Source organism: Clostridium carboxidivorans P7 (genome assembly GCF_001038625.1).
GTDB classification, from domain to species: Bacteria; Bacillota; Clostridia; order Clostridiales; family Clostridiaceae; genus Clostridium_AM; species Clostridium_AM carboxidivorans.
Window position 1 is genome coordinate 3,866,525 of the sequence record NZ_CP011803.1, and the last position, 22,514, is coordinate 3,889,038.

Here is a 22,514-nt window from a genome sequence, read left to right on the forward strand (position 1 = left end):
TTTTATCTTATTTAATGCAAAACTTTACTATTTCCTACATAAGCTTCATTCCAGGAATCCCGAAATACATATTCCCCAGCGCTTTTTGCAGCATAATGACCTTTTTCTTGCTTTATTTCTCCTACAGGTGTAATTCCAACAATTCTATATTTTTCAGGTATGCTTAGTGCACGTCTTACCATATCTTCATCCAAGGCTGCTATCCAACAAGTTCCATAACCTTCCTCAGTAGCTGCAAGAATAAAATGCTCCATAGCAATGGCTCCATCTACAAGATAATATTGCTTACCATCCACTTCACCTGATTTATCTGGATCAGCTACTACTACTGCTGCTATTGGTGCTTCTTTAATAGCTTTTCCAGCTTCATCAGTCTCATTTTTTACAGCATTAGCTATAATGTCCTTTTTATCCTTATCTTCTACAATAATAAATTTATAGCATGAGGAATTCTTCCACGAAGGAGACATCATTGCTGCATTAATCATTCTATCTATTTTATCTTTGTCTATAGTAGTATTTTTAAATTCTTTTATACTAGTTCTATTTTTTATAACATCATAAAATTGCATAAACTCCACTCTCCTTTAAATGTAGTTTGTGTAAATAACATATACATTATTCATAGGTTATTACTTACATTTAGTGAATTGCTTCATCTTTTAATTTATGATAACTATTTACTTTTATGTTTAATAACTTCCAATAAAAATTTGGGTATTGAACCAAGCCTTTTAACTCTAAAAGGTTCCTTAGCTACCCTATATAACCATTCTAATCCTAACTTTATCATCCAATTAGGTGCTCTTTTTACTTTACCTGCAAATACATCAAAACTTCCACCAACACCCATAAAAATCTTACAAGGCAATTCCTTCATATTTTTTATAATGAATACATCCTGTCTTGGTGATCCCATAGCTATGAATAATGCATATGGCTTTTTAGCTTTAATATCATCTATTAAATCACTACAATTATTTAAATCAAAATATCCATTATGGCTACCACTTATATTTAATTTAGTATACTTACTTTGAAGTTTTTCGATACATGCATCCAATATTTCTTGTTTAGCACCAATTAAATATATACTTTTACCTTCTCTTTCGCACTTTTTTACTATTTCCTCCATAAGCTCTATACCTGCAATTTTTTCCTTTACAGGATTTTTAACAACTTTAGAAGCCATTACAGTTCCAACACCATCTGGAATTATTATAGAGTTATCCCCAGTAAAATTATTGAACAATAGAGGATTATTAAGTCCATTATATAAAACCTCTGGATTTCCTGATATTATATTCACCTTATTAAACTTTTCTATATAATTCATAAGTTCTTTTAAAGTTCCATTAAAAACATTATATTCTAATATTCTAGTAAACATACTATTCCTCCAAATTATCTACTTTCACAACCTAAATCCACAGAAACTCAAGGAAAATTTAACATAAAATTATTCCTTGAGTTTCTATAAATTATAAGACAAAATATTTAAGTTGCAATGCCTTAAAAAGCTCCTTCTTTTTTAAATACTGAAAATACAGTTCCAAATAATATCTTTATATCCGTCCATACTGAGAATCGTTTTATATAAGTTAAATCATAAAAAATTGTTTTTCCTAATTCAATTTCTCCTCTTCCACTTATTTGTGCTAAACCAGTTATACCTTGTGGTACTAGCAATCTTTGTCTGTATTCATCCGGATAAAGCTTAACTACATCTGGTATTTCTGGTCTAGGTCCAACTAAACTCATATTACCTATGAATACATTAAACAATTGTGGAATTTCATCTAAGCTCGTTTTTCTTAAAAAAGCCCCTGACTTCGTAATTCTATTATCACTTTTGCTTTGAAAAACAAAATTTTCCAAATTGCCTGGTTCTATGTTTAATTCTCTTTTCTTCTCTGCATTTACAACCATAGTTCTAAATTTATATATGGTAAAATCTTTTCCGTCTTTTCCTACTCTAACTTGTTTAAAAACGGATGGTCCTTTTGAATCCATTTTAATCCATATGGCTAGTATTATAAATACTGGTGATAATATGATTATTCCTATAGCAGATAATATTATATCACTTAATCTCTTCACGAAAAAATGTAATTTCTTTGATTTTATATCTTTTTCTAAATCTATCTTTATACTTTCAATCTGCATGATAACCTCCTACAATTATTCATCTACAAGTATATAATATATCAGATATAACATGCATTTACAATATAATTATAACTAATTTTTCACAATTTAGACATATTACGAAGCAAAAATAATGCTTCGCAATATTTTTATATTATCTTGCTAAATCAGTTTTAACTTTCTCAGATATTGAGGAAGTTCCCCCAATTAATATTTCATTAATATACTTATTTGAATCTATAAATCTCTTTTGCTCATTATTATTATCACCTAAAAGAAGCAGTGGTGCATTAAGCTTTGCTGCAAGAACACTTGCTGAAAGTGCATCTGAAAAATTTTCTCCAGAAACTAAAGTAATGTTCTCTCCATTAATGTCAAAATATTTTGCTATGTTTATGGATGTAGTATATCTATCCTGTCCCCATATTCTAATAATATCATCTTCGGACAATCCACATACTCTTTTCACTTTATCCTTTACGTTATCCGATATTATTGTATCTCCTCCTATTATATAAACTTTAGAAGGTTTTACCTTTTTTAAAGTCTCTTGGGCTTCTGAAGGCAATTCATATACATCGGATAATATAACTGGATATCCCTTTAATGCTGCTACTGAAGATGCACTTAACCCATCTGCAAATTCATTTCCTGATGTAACTATTATAGGTGTACCTTCTGGTGCATTTATAGCATCATTAATTGCTTTTGTAGCTCCAAATTTTTCTCCATCATTTAGCATTTTTATATTATTATATCCTAAACTTTTTAAATTTATAATAATGCTTTCATTTGCACCCATTTCATTGCCTAGTATATATATATTACCACTTTTATCTAAATGATTTTGTATATACTTAATTGCAGCATCATTTTCCAAATCCGTTTTACCAGATAAAAGTATTGGTGCATTTAATTTTTTAGCTAATACACTTCCACTTAAAGCATTTGTAAAATCATCTCCTGAAGTTATAACAACATCATTTGATTTTCCATTATTAAATTCTTCAGCTATACTAGCTGCTGTAGTAAATCTATCTGTTCCACCTATTCTTTTACTTGTATACTGTTTAACAGTAATAGGCTGCCATTTTTTTATAGCCTCATTTGCTTCATCAGGCTCACTTATAAACTTTCCTGAATCTTCTTGACCATAAACTTTCCACTGATTATAGCTTATAGCTTCATTATACTGGTTAAGTTGATAATACTTGCTAACTACATTTCCATCTGCCTTATAATAAGTATTATAATTAAAAGAGTTATCAAATGACTTTTCATCTGCTAATTCTATATTATAGTTACAATATGGTGTTAAAAATAAATTTTCTTTAAACCAATTTTTATTAGAATTTTCTAATAGATATACATCACAGCCCTTATTCCCATAAAATACATTATTGCTTATGGTATTATTTACAGCATTTGATCCTATTGCTAGTCCAAATGCATGATTATTGTACAATTTATTATTATTAATTATACAATTACTTCCTCCATTAGGTTCGCCATACATTTGTATAGCAGCACCTGCATTATCATGTATATTGTTTCCTTCAAATGTCCAATAAGTTGAACCATAACCTATATAAATTCCATGATCTTTTGGTTTATCAACTTTTAATCCTACATTATATATCTCGCAATTTTTAACTGTACAATAACTAGAATCCTGACCATCTATGCCAGATGTTCCATAAGGTCTATAAACTGGATAATCAATATTTCCTATATTTAAATCCTCCATATCTATATAACTGGATTTATCTGTTATATAGATACCTGCTCCTGTAAATTGACTAATTTTTATACCTTGTATCTTCCAATAAGAACTCTCCCTGAAAGTAAAAGCATCTGGAGCATTCATACCATTTATATTAAGTTTATAATCTCCTACTACACTGACTGATTCTCCTGGATAATTTTTAATTGTGCACCATGAATCATTTGAAGCCTTTTTTTGATAAACTTGAACTGCTTCATGATATACACCTTCCCTTATTATAAGTGTATCTCCAGATTTCATTTCATTAATTCCTCTTTGAATAGTATAAAAAGGATTTTTCTCTGTTCCATCATTGATATCACTACCACTTGTTGAAACATAGTAAGTATTATTTGATGCTGCTGCATAAACTACTTCAGACTTACCTGCTGCAACAAATATTAAGCTTAGTACAGCAATACATAATATTATTATTTTTTCACAAATAGCTGTACCTTTACATTTTGAATTTAGCATTCCACAAAGCGCCCCCCAAATGAATATAAATTTAATTATTTATCTAAAAAGTTCATTATTACCTTTTTCACTTTAAGGTAATTTACGACTTTCATTTATTAATATTGCTCCAATAAAGCTTATAAAAAAAGCTTTAATTCCAAATTGCAATGTATTTATAGGTATTGATCTATTTGTACAATACTGAATAAAGTAATAAAGTATAAATGCATGTGATAAATACACACCATAAGAACTTTTAGAAACATATTGTATTGATTTCATTAATAGATCTTCTTTCCAGTTAATACTGAATATAAAAAATGTGAAAATTGTGCTATATATTAACACACTAGGTCTTAAAAATGTAGCAACATAATCTATATCAGAAACGAATTTAGTAGTTATTAGTGCTTCATAAATTAGCCCAAAAGTCACTACAATAAATGTAATAAGCACTAATATTCTATATTTAACAGCTTTTTCTTTAATATAATCCATATTCTTTCCAATAAAAGCACCAAGAGAAAAATAGAAAATCCAATTTAGCATATTTTTTCTCTCGAAAAAGCGTACCAATATACCTGGCAAAGTAAAATAGTGTGTTGCTACTAAAATACCAGTAGTTATTGCAAAAGTTACAAGTAAACTCCACTTAGAACCTATAAACTTATATATAAAAGGAAAAAACAAATAGAATTCTACAATTATAGGTACAAAGTAAAGATGATAATATACATTTCCAAAGATGATATCATTACCTGATTTATATATATTAAAGGCCTTGGTTACAAATACAATATATATAACACACCATACTAAATATCTAGGCACAGTTTTATAAAGTCTATGTGAAAGGTATTTGAAATATCCCTTATCTTTTTTATATGTATTAATAAGCCCCATGCCAGATAAAATTATAAAGGCTGGCACAGAAAATCTACTAAGCTGATTAATAATTAAAAATCCTTTATAAGTATTAGAATTTACATTTGTCCTATATAAAATTGTTGCAGAAACATGAATAAGTATTACGCTAATAGTAGCTAAAGTTCTTATAACTTCCATTTCCAAAATGCGTCTTTTACTGCTAATTTTCTGTCACCTCCTTCTACACACATTACCTAAAATATACTTTCTCTGCTGCTTTCCCTTATTACTATTGCTTGGGAAATAGCTAAAAGTATCCAAAAATAAGCGGTAGTTTTAGGCACAAAAAATAAATTGTCAGATATATTCATAAAATAAAATCCTACCATTGAAGCAAAAATTCCTGTACAAAAATATCTATATAATTTATCTTTAGCACTTGAAGCTGCTTGTTTTACTCTTAAAAGAGAAAATACCAACATACAAACAAATGATAATATACCCAAAATACCTAATTCACTAGTAACTTTCAAATATGAATTATGAGATGGTCTATGAGTAAACCATGGATATTTTAATTCTGGATATTTCTTTACATATGTATCATACAAACTAACATAATTACCATTACCTACTCCTAATATCGGATGCTCTTTTATCATTTTTAAAGCTGTTTTCCATAAGTAAATTCTAGATTCATTTTGTGATGAATTAGCAATATCTAAAATTCTATGACTGATTTTAGGTATAAATAATGAAATAACTGCTGCTGGGCCTATTATAAATATCAATTTCCAGCTAAATATTATAGCTAATATAATCGCTCCTATTGCAACTCCAATAAATGCATTACGCGACCAAGTTAACACTATATCAACTACTATAATCATTGATATTAACGAATAAATAGACTTTTTAATTTTATTTTTTTCATATATTGTAAGCATTATTATTGGAAATAAAGCTAATACCAAAAATGCTCCTAAATTATTTGGATTATCTAATGTTGCTTCTATTTTTTTATCTGTATAAGAATACTTCATAAATTCTGCACTTAATCCAAATCCAGTAAAATACTGATATATTCCAAACACACAGATAGAAAAAACAGAAAATACATATGAATTTATTATCCCTCTAATATACCTTTTATAATTACACTCATATTTAATTATAAAAAATAAAATCACATATGATAAAAATCTAGCACTCTCATTTAATGCTATTTTCTTGTCAAAAGCATAACTTGTAGATATAATCATTACTAAAAATAATACACTCATGGATATGCTTAAATAATCATGAAAAAAACTTTTAATATCCAAAAACATTTTTTGTCTGCTTTTGGAGGATAAAATTAATTTTAATATATATATGAGTATTATTAATGCTAATATTCCGTCACCATATGTAGTCTTTCCTTGTTGCCAGGGAAGTATGATTATATAAATGCACATAAATATATACAAAACATTTTCCAAAATCTTCATTTTACACACTCTCTCCAATAAAATAATAGTTACCAAACCCCATTACCTAATATATCAAATAGTTCCTTAAGTTTCAACGCTTATATAAATTATTAAATCTATATTAACATTATCTTCTTCTTATTTTTTGTTTCACAAGTGATATCATGTACATATATTCTTCTATTTTAAACAAATGAATACATGCCATATAAACCCCAGTTCCTATAAAAAATGACATTATTATTGATAGTATACTAGCCTTCAGCTCTGATGCAATTAATAACATGCAAAACTTATTTACCCCAAAAATAAATACTCCCATAATTAGCGAAGCAAAAATAGTTTTTGCTAATACATTAAATATTTTTCTTACATCAATATTTCCAATCTTTTTATTTAAGCTAATAAGCATTCCTATAGTAACAATAATCGAAGATATTGTAGTTGCCAAAGTTAATCCTGATACTTGCATATACTTTGCTATAAATATATTTATAACTATATTTATCAATATTCCTACAAAGCTATTTATCATTGGTGTTTTTGTATCTTTAATAGAATAAAATGCTTTATTTAAAATGTCCCTTATTCCATAAAAAATCATAGCAGGACAATAAAATAATAGCGCACTTGAAGTAAGCTTTGCTGCACTACTTGTAAAGGCTCCTCTTTTAAATATGATACTTATAAGAGGCTGTCTTAATACTGCTATAGCCACTGCTGCTGGTACCATTATAAGTACAATTATATTTATTGCTCTTTTTACTGCAATTTTATATTCTGTTTTATCCTCTCTTGCTGCTAATTCTGACATAGTTGGATACACTATCATTGCTATTCCTATAGCAAAAACTTCATATGCTAATGTATTAATTTTATTAGCACAATCTAAAATAGTAGCAGCTCCAGAAAATATATTTATAGCAAAGGATCTGTTTACAAACACATTTAATTGAATTAATGATGTACTTATAATAACAGGTATCATAAGCTTAAACATATTAAGCATTTCACTATCTTTAAAGTTTATGTATCCTTGATACTTATATCCTAGTTTTTTATACTTAGGTACATTAATTATAAATTGTGCAAAAAATCCTATAACTGTAGCTACTGCAAAGCCTTTTATCCCATATCTAGCTGTCAAAAATATAAGATATATTATATACACTGCATTGGATACAAAAGCCATAGCCGCTGGTTCATAAAATTCATTATGACATTGAAGCACTCCTGTAACTATACTCTGAAGACTTACAAATATTAAAGACAACAACATAATTCTTGTCATTTCCACAGACATTTTAAATACGTTAGGATTATTTACAAAATCATGAGCAAATATATAAATTATGTTTTTAGTAAAAATAATCAATATAATAGTAACTACAATGGTAACTATTGATGATACATTTATAACATTATTTACAAACTTATCTCTTATTTTCTTAGCGCTTTTTTGTAAATGCTCTGTATGTACAGGTATAAAAGTAGTAGTTAGTCCATAACTTATGGTAGTAAGCAAATAAACTATCCCTAATGCAAAGTTGTATATATCCGTAGTATAATTTGCTCCAAACTTTGCTGCAATTAATGAATCTCTCACTAATGCCAGTACCTTACCTAAAATTATAAACACCATAACTAATATGGACTTTTTTATCATTTTTTTAGTCATTGATTTTCACTCCACCTATGTCACTCTGACAGTATTTGTTTATAAAAATTATAATATCCATCACAAAATGTATTCATAGAATATTGTTTTTTCACAAGTTCATATAAATTCTGTCCTTTATCCCTTAACATATCCTTATTTTCATATGCTGATTTCATTTTTAAATATATATCTTCTACTGACTTTGGATCTATTAAAAATCCTGTTTCATCATTTATACACTCATTTATGTCACCTACATCTGAACATATAGCCGCTCTTTTAGCTGCACCACTTTCTAATATAACAATAGGAGGTGACCCACCTTCATTAAATGATGTAAGTATGCTTATATCTGATGCATTTATAAAATCTACCACATTGCTTTGAAATCCGGTAAAAATAACTTTATCTTTAATTGATAATTCATTGCATTTTTCCTCTAAAACAGATTTAAGCTCTCCATCCCCAATTAATAAAAGTTTTGTATTAGAATATTCATTATTCAATTTATTAAAAGCTTCTATACAAATCAAATGATTTTTTATAGGGTGCATTCTTGCCACCATTACATACACAAAATCTTCCTTACTTATATCATATTTATTTCTTATTTTATCTTTGTCATTTAAAATATTTATTTCTTCTAAATCAATTCCATTATTAACAACAGTCTTTTTTCCAGTAAAGTTACTTTGCTCCAAAAGCTTTTTTATATATTTTGAAACACATATATAATAAGGAAAACTTTTTAAACCTAATTTACTTAATGGTGTAAAAAATAAATACTTTAACTTGTTATTTAAGAAATCATATCTGTAATCACTATGAACAGTAGCAGCACAAGGTTTAATAAGCTTTTTCTTCATTATATAGTGCATAAAAAATGCCTTAGCTCCATGGAAATTTATAATATCCACATTATTTTCTTTTACATAATCACAAATTTGATTATTTCTCAAACTTTCAATTAATATTACCTCTATTCCCATACTCCTGGCATTATCATATAATTCACCTTTTCCTATACACCCAATGACAGTATCAAACTTACCCTTTGAATAAACACATAAATTTAATACGTGTTTTCCACCACCACCATTATCATTTCCTGATATAATCTGTAGAACTTTAATATAAATCACCTGCCTAATGCATATAACACAGTATGTACTTGGCTATATACATAAAATATATAAATATAGCTTTGGCATGCAGTATTTGCATGCCAACATTCTTACTATTTTAAATTTAATAATATTTTTTCAAGCTTTCTAGCTATAGCTTCCCTTGCATAATGCTCCATTACATACTTTCTTCCGTTTTGTCCAAGTTTAGTTCTTAGCTCTGGATCTTTATATAATTTTAAAACAGCTTCTGCAATCTCTTTAGAATTTTCTGGTTCAACAGTAATTCCAGCTTGAGCATCATTTATAAGTTTCTCAGCTTCACCTTCTACAGCTAAAACTATAGGTAATTCTGAAGCTAGTGATTCAAACATTTTAGAAGGTAATGCTCCTTTGAATAAATCCAGCTTCTTCAAAGGTATAATTGTGGCATCCATAGATGCTACTATTCTAGGCATTTTAGGTTTTGATTGTACTGGCATAAAAGTTACATTATTAAGTCCCTTTTCCTTTACCATATCAATTAATTTCTGTTTTTCAGGCCCATCACCGAAAAATAAAAATTGTATATCTTTATGTTCTCTTAAAATATCCGCTGCCTCTATGATTACTTCTAGCCCTTGAGCTATACCATGAATACCAGCATAGCATATAGCAAATTTACCATCAACACCTAGTTCTTTTCTAAATTCTTCATCTCTATTTTCTCTTTTAAAGAATTCTGTATCTACACCGTTCGTTATAAGGTGTACTTTATTTTTATCGAATCCTCTGTTAACTATATTATCTACTATTCCCTTAGTTTGTCCTGTAACTGCATGTGCTTTCTTATAGCAAAATTCTTCAAGCCATGTGGATAAACTAATTAATAATTTATTATGAAGTACTCCAAGCTTTACAGCAGATTCAGGCCATAGATCAGATATATTAAAAATAAACTTTGCTTTTTTTCTCTTAGCTAAAATATAACCTGACCATCCCAAAAATAGCGGAGGTGATTCTGTTATTATTGCATCCTGCTTATCTATGTACTTTGATCCTGTAAGCACTGATGAAAATGTAAATGATAAATAGTTTCTAAGTCTTTTTGTAAAACTTTTATCCTTTGTTGCATAAATACTTGTACGAACTATTTTTATTCCATCTATTTCTTCAAGAACAACTTTTTTATCTCTGTATCCTTCAAATATTTCCCCTTTAGGATAGTTAGGCATAGCAGTTAATATCGTAACTTCATGGTTAAACTTTTTTAACTGTTTAGCAAACTCAAAAATTCTATTTTGAGGAGCTCCAACTTCTGGAGGACAATATTGAGTTAAAAATAAGATTTTCATTTTTCCACTCCTTATTTTCCTATTATCTCTAGTATTTTGTGTCCAGCTTTTCCATCTCCAAATATGTCCTTTTGCTGCTCTTTTGGCTCAAAATTAACTATTGAATCAAGTATTTTATTTTTATCTGTTCCTACAACCTTATTCCATCCATTTTGAACTGTTTCAACCCATTCAGTTTCATCTCTCATAGTTACACATGGTTTCTTTAAGAAGAAAGCTTCCTTTTGAACTCCACCGCTGTCTGTTACTATTTTTTGTGAATTCATCTCTAAATTTATCATTTCAAGATATCCTACAGGTTCTATTACTTTTACATTTTCATTAAATTTTAGTCCATAATCACTAATATATTTTTTAGTTCTTGGGTGCATAGGCAATATTACTGTTTTACCACTTTCATTTAATGCTTCAATTATATTTTTCAATCTATTTATATCATTGGTATTTTCTGCCCTATGTATGGTAGTTAGGATATATTCATTCTTGTTAACTTTAAGTTCATTAATTATGTTAGATTTATCTTCAGCTAAACCTTTAAAATGAAGTACAGCATCAAACATTACATCTCCAACATTATGAACTCCCTTGGTTATGCCTTCATTTTTAAGATTTTCTATAGCTGAAGTTGTAGGTACAAATAAGAACTTTGAAATGTGATCTGTCAAAATTCTATTTTGCTCTTCAGGCATAGTCATATTAAAACTTCTAAGTCCAGCCTCTACATGAGCTACTGGAATTAAAAGCTTACTAGCACACAACGCTCCTGCTAATGTAGAATTAGTATCTCCATATACTAAAACCAAATCTGGTTTTTCCTTTAAATATATTTCTTCCAACTTAATAAGCATTGTTCCTGTTTGATGTCCATGATTACCTGAACCAACTTCTAAGTTATAGTCTGGTTTAGGTATTTTTAGTTCATCAAAAAATACTTTAGACATATTTTCGTCATAATGTTGACCTGTATGAATAAGTATTTCCTCATGCTGCTTTCTTATAACATTAGATACAGCTGCAGCTTTTATGAATTGTGGTCTTGCTCCAACCACTGTTAATATCTTCATACTTCTTCCTCCTATTTGAAAAGCCTTTCTAATATTTTTGACTTATACTGCTTTTCTAAACATTATCATTTCCTTTAGTTTAATAATTTCTTCCATCCTTACTATAAATGCAGTTATTATAAATACAATAACTCCAGCAAATGAAGAAATTAATATTTTAATGAATACTGACACTGTTGATACATATTTTAAATCCAACACTCTATTTAAATAATATATAACTATTAGCATAACAGCTGAAGCAATAATGGTTTTTATTGCAGTTATAAGTATCTTCTTACCATTCATACTTCCTATTTTTCTTCTCAAACTGAAAATAAGTAATGCACAAGCTATATACATAGATGTAGCATTAGCTAAAGCTAATCCTTTAAGTCCTAGAAAATATTTATATATAAATATTAATATTATATTTAATACAAGTGATATAGCACTATTTATCATTGGAGTCTTTGTATCCTGCAGTGTATAATAGGCTTTACATACAAAATCTCTTAACCCAAAAGCTAAAAGTCCTAATGAATAAAAACATAATACACTAGAAGTTATATCCGTAGCACTTCTAGTAAATGCTCCTCTTTCAAACAATATATAAATAATAGGTTTACTTTGCATCATTACAATTAAAGACATAGGCAATATAAACACTATTAATGTACATATGGATTCACTTAAAGTAGATTTCATTTCCTTCATCTCATTATTGGCTGTTTGTCTTGCCATCTTGGGATAAATTACTGTAGATATAGCCACTACAAATATATCTACAAATAAAGCAAAAACTCTATAAGCATAAGTTAGGGATGATAAACTTCCCGCACTATAGCCCGTAGCTACTCCCCTCTCAACAAATGTATTAATTTGCTGAACTCCTGTTCCTAAAATAACAGGAATAAGCATTAAACACATTCTTTTAAGCATAGGATCTCTAAAATTTATTTTAAAGCTATGTCTTAATCCAATTTTTACCACATACGGTATTTGAGGTAGTATTTGAATTGCAGTTGCAATAAGAGTTATTATGGTAAATCCCATTACGCCATATTTTTTACCAAAAATAAATAAATATCCAATTATAAGCACATTAAACGGAAGCGCTACTAAAGAAGGTACTGCAAAATTATTTTCAGATTGCAGCATGGCATTAAATATGTATAATACTGCATTAACTGTAAGTGTAGGTATTAATATAATAGTAAGTAATTTTGTAAATTGAAGCTTATCACCTACAAATCCTGGATTTAAAAGAGACACTATAGGATTTATAAAAATTACACACATTACAGATATAATTACAGTTATTAATATAAAGAAATTCAAAACATTGCTTACAAATTCACATGCTTCTTTCTTACCTTGTTTCCTCTTTTCATTATAAAGTGGAATTAGAGTCGTAGTGATTGCCGCTCCTATCATTATAAATAACACCATTGGAAGGTTAGATGCTGCATTATACGCATCTAACTCTATAGTTCCAAACTTTGCAGCTGTTACACTGTCCCTTAATAGTCCAAGTATCTTGCTTATAAAAGTACATGCAACTATTATAGTAGCACTTTTTACTAATTTATTTCTATCGCTCATTTTTTCACCTTTTTATTGTCTGCTATATAAATTGATACATGATATTGTAACACCATACATCATCCAATATGGAAAGAAATAAGTAACAGAACTTGGTCCAAAGCTGGACAATGCAAAACCAAACAATGCTGTTATTAAGGTATAGGCTGATATTTTAGCTCCATAATCCCTCATATTGGATATAAGAAGTAATCTGTATAACAAATATAAATAGTAAATTCCATATAGAATAAAGAAGAAAATTCCAAAGTCACCAAGCACCTCTATGGCTAATCCATGAGGACTGTATATACCATGAGTATTTCCTTTATCCATTAATTGCTGAGTAGTATTTCCTGCACCAAAACCTAAAAGCTTTTTATCATGAAATACTCCTTCAACTACATCATATACTACTGTTAATCTTTCACCTTCTGAACCTTCTTCACCAACTTTAACATTTTCTATATTAGTAAGTTTATTCATTTTCTGCTTCATTTGATTAAGATACATAGAACTGTTTCTCATTACAAATACATAGCTGAATTTATATATAACTCCGAAGCCTATAACAATTATTAATGGATATATTAAACCTTTTAGTTTATACTCTTTCAACATAGCTATAGCAAAAATTACCACCATCAATATTACAGACAAAAGACTCACTCTTGATGTTGTAAGTGATATTGCAGCAAAAATAAGTAAACTACACAGTAAATAAACTATTTTTTGTTTGCCATACCTTCCAAAAGTAAAAAGGAATACTGGAATAGGCAAACATAAACTTAATAGTGTAGCCAAATTATTGGGATTATAGGAAAATACCATAGGTCTTGTTTTCAAAAGCTCTATCTCCATTTCTGAGAGCTTATGAACAGTATAACTATAATAATGCTTTACAGGTAATTCTACACCAATTGCAGTTTCTATTATCCCTATAACAACTATTACTGCAGCCATTAATCCGATAATTTTTATAGTATTTTTAAATTTTTCTTTAGTGTTATTATATACAATAATCACTGCTAAAAAAGCAAACATCATAGCATAAATTGCGATATATTTAATATTAAAAGATTTATTCTTTGACCAAAAATAACCTGCACATATGTATATAAACCATATTATAAAAAAGCCTAGAATCTTTTTATCCATGTTTACATTTATTCCACCATTTTTAATCCACTGCAAAGCTGTAAAAATAATCATCAAGAACAACATCACATGAAAAAAATAAATTTGTTCATGACCTGGTAAATATGCTGTGTATTCAAATGCAGCAGCTACTAACAATGTGCAATACAATTTATCATATAATTCAGGTGAATAAGTTAAGCTTAAGCTTAAAGCTGTGCATACAAAAAATAGCATTCCAATTACATAATTGTGAATTAGAAATGATCTTGCAAGTACAACAATAAATACTATGCATAAAAATCCTAAGCTTCTTTTATCTAGTTTGTTCATCTGTTTTTCCTCCCGAAATCAGAAAACTATCATATAATTTCTTCATAGTTTCTGCATTATGTATCCAATTATATTTATCTTCAACTAACTTTCTAGCATTAACAGAAAATTTTCTTATTTTATCTTCATCTTCTATTAAAATTTTTAATTTTTCTTTCAATAGTTTGCTGTTTTTAGGTTCTACAGTATAACCATTCAAATCATTAAAAACTATTTCTGTTAATCCACCAACATTAGTTGACACTACCGGTCTTCCGCATGCGCATGCTTCTACTGCTGCCACTCCAAAACTTTCTCTTAAGGATGGTATACATACTATATCCATCATATTTATGTATTCAGGTACCTTTACATTATCTACCTTACCTGTAAAAGTAACTTTATTTTCTATATTTAATTCTGTACATAGACCTTCTAAATTTTGCCTTTCTTCTCCATCCCCAACTATCATCAATCTTATATCTTTATCACTTTCTTTACATAAATCACTAAAAGCATTTATTAAATAATCTATTCCATATACTTTATTTAAATTTTTCATTACGCCTATAGTTATATAATTTTTTTGCAAAACCGAAGTGCTTTCTTTGAATTTATTTATGTCCACTCCAAAGGGAGTTATAGTTATGTCTTTTTTGTTTTTATAATATTTTCTAGTTTCATTAGCCATATCCATACTAGTAGAACATACTGCATCTGCACCATTAAGTATGTATCTTAACAACTTAGCATTAATAGCATTAGAGTTAGGGAAATCATATACATCACTTCCCCATACAGATACAATAAAAGGGTGATATCCGCTGAGCCTTCCAAAAAGCCCGTAGCTTGTAGCATAATGACTATGTAATATATCTGGTTTTATTTCATTTACTAATTTTTTTATTTTACTAACAATAAAAAAGTATGATAGTTTACTTTGAAAAGGTGGCTTTACAACGAAAGTCTTTACATTTTTACTGTACTTGTATTTAGTATCTCTCATAGATATTAAATATATTTCATTATCAAAATTCGAAAAATAATTTATCCATTTTCTTGTATGGATGCTTTCTGCATCTGCTAAAAAACATATTTTAGCCATTAATTACACTCCCTAAAAACAGCAAGAGTTGACAATGGACATTGCCAACTATCTGCTGAATAATGTTTTATGTTATTGATTCTTAAGTAGCTGATCTTCTGGCACTTTTCTCAATTCTTTAGCTGGATTTCCTGCCACTATGATTTCCTTTTGTACATCTTTTGTTACTACACTTCCTGCAGCTACAAAACCATCTTCATTTATAATTTTTCCAGGTAATATTGTAGCTTGAGCTCCAATTCTTCCACCTTTTTTAACAGTAACTCCTTTAAAATGATTGTATCTTTCTTTTGAACGAGCTGCAAAATTATCATTTGAAGTTACTACTCCAGGAGCTATAAATACATTATCTTCAACTTCAGAATATGCTGTTAAATAAACATTGGTTTCCAATTTACAATTTGAACCAACCTTACAGAAGTTTTCAACAGCAACTCCTCTTCCTATTATGGTTTTGCTTCCTATAGTTACATTTTCTCTTACAGTAGCTAAATCTGCAATAAGAGTTTTTTCTCCTATTTCGCAACCACAGTAAACTATAACTCCTGCTCCTATTAAGCATCCTTCTCCTACTATAGCTGGTGGAAGTTCCTTTTCATCTTTAAATATACTGTTTACAGCTCTCATAGGCTGTTTTCCTACTACTGTATTATCATCTATTCTAACATTATTTCCTACCTTGCTGCCTTTATGTATTATTACGTTATGTCCTATAATACAGTTGTCACCTAAAACCACATCATCTTCTATTACTACAAATTTACCAAAGCTTACATTAGAGCCTATTTTAGCTTTATCTGATATATAGTTTTCCATTTTTAATTCTCCATTCTAAAATACTATTATTTATGTATTTTCTCCACGTTCACCATTTCCATAGTTGAAAAACTTTCCATAGGGAACTTAACTGGCATTCCTGTAAGTCTTGATTTGTATGCTGCAAGAATTATAGACATACCTTTTTTGCCTTCTTCACCACTTACAAGAGGAGCTCTATCATTATTTATAGCATCTATCATATCTTTAAATAATGGATTATGACCAAATCCGTAAACAGAATCTGGATCAGCACCTTGAGCTTTTAATATTTCATCTTCATTGTCTTTATTGTCTTCAAATCTCCATGTCTCTATTTTGTTTACCGCAAGACCGCCTATGGCTACAGTTCCTTTTTCTCCAAATATGCTTAAAGTTTCCTCCAAATTCTTTGGATATACACAAGCACTTCCCTCTACTATTCCTATAGCACCATTTTTAAATCTTATAATTATTGCTCCAAAATCTTCTGCTTCTATATCTCTTAAAAATGTATCACACTGTGCATATACAGTATCAATTTCTCCACCCATCATCCACTGCAATAGGTCTATGTTATGTATACACTGATTCATCAAAGTACCACCATCAAGCTTCCATGTACCTCTCCATGGAGCTTGAGTATAGTAGCCCATATTTCTATTCCAAAGTATTCTTGCAGTTCCATTAACAAGTCTACCAAATCTATTTTCTTCTACAGCTTTTCTTAATTGTTGTATTGGTAAATTAAATCTATTTTGATGACTTACACACAACTTAACATTATTTTCTTTTGCACACTTTATCATTTTGTCAGCATCTTCTATGGATAAAGCCATTGGCTTCTCAACTATAACATGCTTCTTCTTATTCATGCAGTACATAACTATTTCTGGATGATAACCACTTTCTGTAGCTACAGTTACTACATCTATTTCCTCTTTTTCAAGCATTTCTTTATAATCTGTATATACAGATACTTTAGCATCTTTTCCTAACTTTGTTACATATTCTTGTCTTTTTTCTTCTGCCTTTTCTTTTATAACATCACAAGTAGCCACTAAAACAGCTTCTTCTTTATTAGCAATTAATGCTTCTACATGCTTATAAGATATTCTTCCACATCCTATAATTGCAAACTTCATTGTTTTCATACTCCATCACTCCTGATTTTTTATTTCCATTAATCTAAACCATCGTTTAATAACATTTTCGGAAGGTGATCTGCCTTCCGAAAATTTTACTATAGCTTATGAATTTTTTCTCTGTTATTCTTTACATCCTTTGTAGCATTTCTTGTATCATAAAGCAAATTAGCTTTTTCAACTATTGTTTCATAATCATAGCAGCTGTGATTTGTAGTTATAATTACAATATCAGCAGTCTTTATTGCTTCCTGCCACTCTACTGAAACGTACTCTTTTCCATTGTGTTTAAATTTAGGAATATAAGGATCGTTTATTATTATATTTGCACCATTTTTCTCTAAATGCTCTATAACTTTAAGAGCTGGTGATTCCCTCATATCATCAATATCATTTTTATAGGCTACACCCAATAATAATACATTTGCACCATTCATTGCTTTCTTTTGAGTATTTAAAAGCTTCATTGCATTATCTACTACAAAAGCTGGCATAGAATCATTTATATCTCCTGATGCTTCTATTAATTTAGTATGGAAATCAAATTCTTTAGCTTTCCATGACAAATAAAATGGGTCTAATGGTATGCAGTGACCACCAAGTCCTGGACCTGGATAAAATGCCATAAATCCATATGGTTTAGTCTTAGCAGCTTCTATTACTTCCCATATGTCTATTTTCATTCTATTACATAATATAGCCATTTCATTTGCAAGACCTATATTTATGTTTCTAAAAGTATTTTCAAGTATTTTTTCCATCTCAGCTACAGCTGGTGAAGATACTGTGAAAACTTCTCCTTGTAAAACATTTCTATAAAGAGTAGCAGCTACTTCAGTACATTCTGCTGTACAACCACCAACTACCTTTGGAGTATTCTTAGTTTTATACTGTTTATTACCTGGATCAACTCTCTCTGGTGAAAATGCTAAGAAGAAATCTTTTCCACATTTTAGTCCACTTTCTTCTAAAATTGGTTTTAATACTTCATCAGTAGTTCCTGGATATGTTGTACTTTCAAGAACTATAAGCATTCCTCTGTGTAAATATTTTGCAACACTTTTAGCTGAATTTACAACATAAGATAAATCTGGTTGTTTGTATAAATCCAATGGTGTTGGTACTGCTATTGAAACAGCGTCCACATCTTTTACAAAGCTAAAATCTGTAGTAGCTTTCAATCTTCCTTCTTCTACTAATTTTTCTAAGTCTGTATCTAATATATCGCCTATATAATTTTCGCCTTTATTAACCATTTCTACTTTTTTATCTTGAACATCAAATCCAATAACATTATATCCAGCTTTAGCCTTTTCAACTGCAAGTGGAAGTCCTACATAACCTAATCCTACAACACCAAGTTTAGCTGTTTTGTTTTTTAACTTTGATATTAATTCATCTCTTAACTGTGACATCTTTCTTCCTCCCGTATTTCCTATAATCTCGTAACTGTATCTACTGTTACGCTTATTAGCTTAACTTTCTGTATGTTTATATATTAACATACTTATAATTTTCAGATATTATTTTTTTTAAGTAATCTGAAATATACTTAACAAATGACACTTTAAATTTATCATTTGTGATTTAACTTTATTTTTTTCTTTTATATGTTGGCACTTTTTCTTCAACAAGCTTAACTATGCTTTCCTTATCCATATAAGCAACATTACTAAATTGCTCTATTGACTCTTCTATAAATCCCATATCTTCACCAATAGGTTTATCTACAAATATTTTATCATGCTCTGTAGAAGTTAAAGCAACCTCATTCATTAATAATTCTTCATACAATTTTTCACCAGGTCTAAGTCCTGTATATTCTATTTTTATATCTACATCAGGTTTATAACCTGATAAAGTTATCAAATCTCTAGCTAAGTCTACTATTTTTACAGGCTGCCCCATATCTAGTACAAATATTTCTCCACCTTTAGCTATAGCTCCTGCTTGAATTACAAGCTGTGCTGCTTCTGGAATAGTCATAAAAAATCTATTTATTTCAGGGTGAGTTACCGTAACTGGACCTCCATGAGCTATTTGCTTTTTAAATAGTGGTATTACCGAACCATTACTTCCTAAAACATTACCAAATCTAACTGCTACATACTCTGTTTCACTAGCCTTATCAAAGGCTTGAACCATAATTTCGCAGAACCTCTTAGTAGCTCCCATTATATTAGTAGGATTTACAGCTTTATCTGTACTTATTTGTACAAATTTCTTAACTTTAAATTCATCACAACATTTAAGTATGTTGTATGTACCTATAATATTATTTTTAATAGCTTCTGATGGATTTTCCTCCATTAATGGTACATGTTTGTGCGCTGCTGCATGAAATACTACATCTGGCTTATACTTGTCAAAAATTTTATTCATTCTTTTTTTATCCCTTATAGAAGCTATAATAACTTCTTTATTAAGCTCAGGATGATTATAATTCAATTCCATTTGCACATCATATACATTGTTTTCATAAATATCTAATATCAATAATTTTTTAGGATTAAATCTGGCTATTTGTCTACAAAGTTCTGACCCTATTGAGCCACCTCCCCCTGTAACAAGAATAGTTTTATCTTTTATATATTTATTGATATTTTCATTATTAAGCTTGACTTCATCTCTTCCTAGTAAGTCCTCTATATTAACATCTCTTAACTTACTTATATTAATTTTTCCATCTATTATTTGATATATTCCTGGTAGAGTTTTTAACTTACACTTAGTATTTTTACATATATTTATTATTTCCCTTTTTATTCTCAGGTCTGCTGATGGCATAGCCAGTATAATTTCCTCTACGCCTTTTTGATTGCATACTCTATTTATATGTTCTCTTCCACCTATGACTTTTATTCCATTAATCAGCTTTCCTTTTTTAGACTCATCATCATCTATAAGTCCAACTACATCATAAGTTAAGTCTTTATGCCTTTTTATCTCTTTTATAAGCATTGCTGAAGCATCACCTGCTCCAATTATAAGTAATTTCTTATCATGTTTTTTTCCAGTCTTTTCTTCTTTACTTTCTTCTTTAACTCTGTAATTAAATCTTATTCCACCTAATGCAATTACAGATAGAATCCAAAATATTATATGTACTGAAAATGGAAATCTGTAATAAGGTGTCTTTTCTAAGAATTTATAATTTATAACATAACTATATATTACAAATATAATATTTGATATGGATATTGAATATATAATAGACATTAATTCTTCAATAGAAGCATATTTCCATATACTATTATATAATTTAAAAAACTTGTTAAATATTAAAGTTATGACAACCACTGGAATTACTGATAACTTTATAATTATCATATATTCTGCTGGTATTTTGAAATCAAATTTCAAAAGAAAAGAAAAATATAAAGACGCTATAAGAAAAACTATATCATATATTATAAGCTTCTTGTCTCTCTCCACGTTAACACATCCTCAAACATTATTGTAAAAGCTTTATATTAAAACTCCCTTTTTCTATTTTACATCATAGAAAAAATTATTCAATATATTTTTTTAATAAGTGATTGCAGCTAAAAAAAGAGTTGTAAGATTTTACAGCTCTTTACTCCTATCTTTTTTTTCTGATATCTCATTTTTAAGTTGTTTAAAAAAATCTGTTTCACCTAGTGTTAAAAGGTATTCCATAAAGGATTCTTTTAGTTCATCTCTTCTTAGTGCAAACTCTACAGTAGCCCTAAGGAATCCTAATTTATCGCCTACATCATATCTTCTTCCTTCAAAATTATATGCATACATTGCTTCAGATTTAATTAAAGTTCTCAATGCATCTGTTAGCTGAATTTCGTCTCCTTTACCTGGTGTAGTATTTCTTAGTATATCAAATATAGCAGGAGTTATTATATACCTACCCAATATAGCAATATTTGAAGGTGCTTCCTCTACCTTAGGCTTTTCAACTAAGTCCTTTACTTTATAAACCCTATCTTCAATATACATTCCTTTTACTATTCCATATTTATATACATCTTCCTTATTGACTTCCTGCACACCTATAATAGATGTTTTGTATTCATCATAGCAGTCTATAAGCTGTTTTAAACAAGGAATCTCACTATCTACTACATCATCACCTAACATTACTGCAAAAGGCTCATTTCCAACAAAGGTTCTTGCACAGCTTATAGCGTGTCCAAGTCCTTTAGGCTCTTTCTGTCTTATGTAATATATATCTGCCATATTAGATATTTCCTTAACTAAATACAGTAACTCTTCTTTTTTATGATCTTCTAAATCTTTTTCTAATTCTATTGATTTATCAAAATGATCCTCTATAGCTCTTTTGTTTCTTCCTGTTATTATAAGAATTTCTTCTATTCCAGAAGCTACTGCTTCCTCTATAATATACTGTATTGTAGGCTTATCAACTATAGGAAGCATTTCTTTAGGTTGTGCCTTAGTGGCAGGCAAAAATCTTGTTCCAAGTCCTGCCGCAGGTATTATAGCTTTTTTTACAGTCATAAAAAATCTCCTTTCACTCCCAATCAAAATATTACAAAATACATACCCTATTTATTTTTTACGTTTATTA

General features: G+C 29.0%; 18 protein-coding genes. All 18 read right to left on the minus strand.

Annotated elements, in window-relative coordinates:
* Positions 1 to 11: 11 nt before the first annotated feature.
* The 18 genes from Ccar_RS17195 to galU all read right to left on the minus strand — a co-directional run bounded on the left by Ccar_RS17195 (position 12) and on the right by galU (position 22,444).
* Positions 12 to 572 carry a nitroreductase family protein gene (locus tag Ccar_RS17195; protein ID WP_007061940.1) on the minus strand — a complete coding sequence of 187 codons (561 nt, stop codon included), beginning with the start codon at positions 570 to 572 and terminating at the stop codon, positions 12 to 14.
* Between the two features lie 104 nt (positions 573 to 676).
* Positions 677 to 1,390 (minus strand): WecB/TagA/CpsF family glycosyltransferase, encoded by a 714-nt coding sequence (locus Ccar_RS17200; protein WP_007061939.1) that lies wholly within the window; start codon positions 1,388 to 1,390, stop codon positions 677 to 679.
* Between the two features lie 122 nt (positions 1,391 to 1,512).
* On the minus strand, positions 1,513 to 2,166 hold the full coding sequence (locus Ccar_RS17205) for a sugar transferase (protein WP_007061938.1): 654 nt from the start codon (positions 2,164 to 2,166) through the stop codon (positions 1,513 to 1,515).
* 136 nt (positions 2,167 to 2,302) lie between these two features.
* Positions 2,303 to 4,390 (minus strand): cell wall-binding repeat-containing protein, encoded by a 2,088-nt coding sequence (locus Ccar_RS26170; RefSeq protein ID WP_007064871.1) that lies wholly within the window; start codon positions 4,388 to 4,390, stop codon positions 2,303 to 2,305.
* 72 nt (positions 4,391 to 4,462) lie between these two features.
* Positions 4,463 to 5,437, minus strand: a complete 975-nt coding sequence (locus Ccar_RS17215) for an acyltransferase (RefSeq protein ID WP_007061935.1) — start codon at positions 5,435 to 5,437, stop codon at positions 4,463 to 4,465.
* A gap of 56 nt (positions 5,438 to 5,493) precedes the next feature.
* The gene (locus Ccar_RS17220; protein WP_007061934.1) at positions 5,494 to 6,729 is read right to left on the minus strand and encodes an O-antigen ligase family protein; all 1,236 of its coding nucleotides are present in this window, start codon (positions 6,727 to 6,729) and stop codon (positions 5,494 to 5,496) included.
* Between the two features lie 109 nt (positions 6,730 to 6,838).
* Positions 6,839 to 8,389, minus strand: a complete 1,551-nt coding sequence (gene murJ, locus Ccar_RS17225) for a murein biosynthesis integral membrane protein MurJ (protein WP_007061933.1) — start codon at positions 8,387 to 8,389, stop codon at positions 6,839 to 6,841.
* A 20-nt stretch (positions 8,390 to 8,409) separates the two neighbouring features.
* Positions 8,410 to 9,513 (minus strand): glycosyltransferase family 4 protein, encoded by a 1,104-nt coding sequence (locus tag Ccar_RS17230; RefSeq protein ID WP_007061932.1) that lies wholly within the window; start codon positions 9,511 to 9,513, stop codon positions 8,410 to 8,412.
* A gap of 95 nt (positions 9,514 to 9,608) precedes the next feature.
* On the minus strand, positions 9,609 to 10,829 hold the full coding sequence (locus tag Ccar_RS17235) for a glycosyltransferase family 4 protein (RefSeq protein ID WP_007061931.1): 1,221 nt from the start codon (positions 10,827 to 10,829) through the stop codon (positions 9,609 to 9,611).
* A gap of 11 nt (positions 10,830 to 10,840) precedes the next feature.
* Positions 10,841 to 11,893 (minus strand): non-hydrolyzing UDP-N-acetylglucosamine 2-epimerase, encoded by a 1,053-nt coding sequence (gene wecB, locus Ccar_RS17240; RefSeq protein WP_007061930.1) that lies wholly within the window; start codon positions 11,891 to 11,893, stop codon positions 10,841 to 10,843.
* 42 nt (positions 11,894 to 11,935) lie between these two features.
* Positions 11,936 to 13,477, minus strand: a complete 1,542-nt coding sequence (gene murJ, locus Ccar_RS17245; protein ID WP_007061929.1) for a murein biosynthesis integral membrane protein MurJ — start codon at positions 13,475 to 13,477, stop codon at positions 11,936 to 11,938.
* Positions 13,478 to 13,489: 12 nt separating this feature from the next.
* Positions 13,490 to 14,926, minus strand: coding sequence for an O-antigen ligase family protein (locus Ccar_RS17250; protein ID WP_007061928.1), 1,437 nt, complete (start codon positions 14,924 to 14,926; stop codon positions 13,490 to 13,492).
* On the minus strand, positions 14,910 to 16,010 hold the full coding sequence (locus tag Ccar_RS17255) for a glycosyltransferase (RefSeq protein WP_007061927.1): 1,101 nt from the start codon (positions 16,008 to 16,010) through the stop codon (positions 14,910 to 14,912). Before Ccar_RS17255 ends, Ccar_RS17250 begins: the two co-directional genes overlap by 17 nt.
* Positions 16,011 to 16,082: 72 nt before the next feature.
* On the minus strand, positions 16,083 to 16,826 hold the full coding sequence (locus tag Ccar_RS17260; protein ID WP_007061926.1) for an N-acetyltransferase: 744 nt from the start codon (positions 16,824 to 16,826) through the stop codon (positions 16,083 to 16,085).
* Between the two features lie 26 nt (positions 16,827 to 16,852).
* Positions 16,853 to 17,959, minus strand: coding sequence for a Gfo/Idh/MocA family protein (locus Ccar_RS17265; RefSeq protein WP_007061925.1), 1,107 nt, complete (start codon positions 17,957 to 17,959; stop codon positions 16,853 to 16,855).
* 89 nt (positions 17,960 to 18,048) lie between these two features.
* Complete coding sequence (locus Ccar_RS17270) at positions 18,049 to 19,365, minus strand: nucleotide sugar dehydrogenase (protein WP_007061924.1); 1,317 nt, start codon at positions 19,363 to 19,365, stop codon at positions 18,049 to 18,051.
* A 178-nt stretch (positions 19,366 to 19,543) separates the two neighbouring features.
* Positions 19,544 to 21,385 carry a polysaccharide biosynthesis protein gene (locus tag Ccar_RS17275; RefSeq protein ID WP_007061923.1) on the minus strand — a complete coding sequence of 614 codons (1,842 nt, stop codon included), beginning with the start codon at positions 21,383 to 21,385 and terminating at the stop codon, positions 19,544 to 19,546.
* Between the two features lie 132 nt (positions 21,386 to 21,517).
* Complete coding sequence (gene galU, locus Ccar_RS17280; RefSeq protein ID WP_007061922.1) at positions 21,518 to 22,444, minus strand: UTP--glucose-1-phosphate uridylyltransferase GalU; 927 nt, start codon at positions 22,442 to 22,444, stop codon at positions 21,518 to 21,520.
* Positions 22,445 to 22,514: the final 70 nt, after the last annotated feature.